The organism is Bradyrhizobium sp. LTSP885, assembly GCF_000938305.1.
Lineage (GTDB): Bacteria > Pseudomonadota > Alphaproteobacteria > Rhizobiales > Xanthobacteraceae > Bradyrhizobium.
The window spans coordinates 254,159-256,128 of record NZ_JYMT01000038.1 but is presented as its reverse complement, the minus strand read 5'-3'; the positions used below and the strand labels follow the sequence as shown (position 1 = coordinate 256,128).

The following is a 1,970-nucleotide window of genomic DNA, read 5'->3' as shown; positions in this document are numbered from 1 at the left end:
GGTCAAGCCCGGCCATGACGCCTCGGAGGGGCGTCACTCCACCGCGCGCTTGGCAGCTTTTGCAAACTTCTTCAGCACGCGGTCGCGCTTCAGCTTCGACAGATAGTCCACGAACAGCACGCCATTGAGGTGGTCGATCTCGTGCTGGACGCAGGTGGCGAACAGGCCCTCCGCATCCTCCTCGTGCAGCTTGCCGTCGAGATCGAGATAGCGCACGCGTACCCGCGCCGGCCGCTCGACCTCCTCGTAATATTCGGGGATCGAGAGGCAGCCCTCCTCGTAGACGGAGAGGTCTTCCGAATGCGCGATGATCTCGGGGTTGATGAAGACGCGCGGCTGCGGCGTCGTTTCGCCGCTCTCGTCGCGCTTGGCGAGGTCCATGGTGATCAGCCGCAGCGGCTGCGCGACCTGGATCGCCGCGAGCCCGATGCCGGGCGCGTCATACATGGTCTCGAACATGTCGTCGGCGAGCCTGCGGATCTCCGGCGTCACCGTCTCGACAGGTTTCGACACCAGCCGCAACTGCTTGTCCGGCAGGATGATGATTTCTCTAAGTGCCATGCGGGCGATTTAAGCCGCTGATCTGCGAGGGTCAATCCGAACCAAGGCCGGTTAAGCCCGCCTTAACCACGTTTCTTCAGGACAAATTAGCCAGGAAAATAAAGGAAGCATTAACCATAAATGTTCCCTTTTCGTTCGGCGCCAGCTGCGAATCGGCTACAACGGCCTGCATGAACGAGATTCTTTTCATGATCGGCGAGCTGCCGGTCCGCGCCTCTGACGTGCTGGTCGCCTTTGGCGCGCTCGCACTGGTCCTGCTGCTGGTGATCGCCATCGTGATCGCGCGATCGAGCCGGCGCGGTGCGGAAATCGCTGTCGCTCAGACCATCCGCGCCGACGAGCTGGAGGAGCGGCTCGCCGACGTGCTGCGCGCCCAGACCGAGGCCTCGGGCCGGGCCGATGCGATTGCGCAGTCGCTGGCCGGCCGCCAGGCCGAGATGGCGCGCGCCGTTAACGAGCGGCTGGATTCGGTCACCCACCGGGTCGGGCAATCGATGGAAACATCGACGCGCAATACGATGGACAGTTTGCGCGTGCTGCACGAGCGGCTCGGCATCATCGATCATGCGCACAAGAACCTCAGCGAACTCACCACCCAGGTGACGACCCTGCGCGACGTGCTCGCCAACAAGCAGTCGCGCGGCGCGTTCGGCCAGGCGCGGATGGAGGCGATCGTCCAGGACGGCATGCCGAAGGGCTCGTACGAGTTCCAGCACACGCTGACCACGGGCAAGCGGCCCGACTGCGTGGTGTTTTTGCCCGACCAGCGGCCGCTCTGCATCGACGCGAAATTTCCGCTGGAGGCGATGACGGCGCTGCACGATGCGCGCAGCGACGAGGAGCGCAAATACGCCAGCCAGCGGCTGCGCACCGACGTGCTCAAGCATGTCAGCGACATCGCGGAAAAGTATCTGATCCCGGGTGAAACCCAGGACACCGCGCTGATGTTCGTGCCGTCGGAATCGGTCTACGCCGAGATCCATGACGGTTTCGACGATGTGGTGCAGAAGGCCTATCGCGCCCGCGTCGTGCTGGTGTCGCCCTCACTGTTGATGCTCGCGATCCAGGTGATGCAGCAGATCCTGAAGGACGCCCGCATCCGCGACGCCGCTGACCAGATCCGCAACGAGGTGATGCATCTGGGCGACGATCTCAGCCGCCTGCGCGAGCGCGTGCTCAAGCTGCAAAATCACTTCGGCCAGGTGAACGAGGACGTCAGGCAGATCCTGATCTCCGCCGACAAGATCGAAAAGCGCGCTGGCCGCATCGAAGAGCTCGACTTCAGCAAATCCGAGACGCCGGTCGAAGTCCCCCGCTTCGTCAAGAGCGCCACACCCGAGCTGTTCCCCGCCCCGCGCAAGCTGCAGGCGGGGGAGTAGATGTTACTAACCACGCTCGCGCCAAACGAT

2 protein-coding genes are annotated in these 1,970 nt (G+C 63.5%); one reads left to right on the top strand and one right to left on the bottom strand.

The genetic code is table 11. From position 1 onward, the window contains the following. Positions 1 to 33: 33 nt before the first annotated feature. Positions 34 to 561, bottom strand: coding sequence for a peptide deformylase (def, locus tag UP09_RS24975; RefSeq protein ID WP_044540942.1), 528 nt, complete (start codon positions 559 to 561; stop codon positions 34 to 36). 170 nt (positions 562 to 731) lie between these two features. Between def and UP09_RS24970 the strand changes: the two genes are divergently transcribed. Further along, on the top strand, positions 732 to 1,940 hold the full coding sequence (locus UP09_RS24970) for a DNA recombination protein RmuC (protein ID WP_044540941.1): 1,209 nt from the start codon (positions 732 to 734) through the stop codon (positions 1,938 to 1,940). The last annotated feature ends 30 nt before the right edge of the window (positions 1,941 to 1,970 follow it).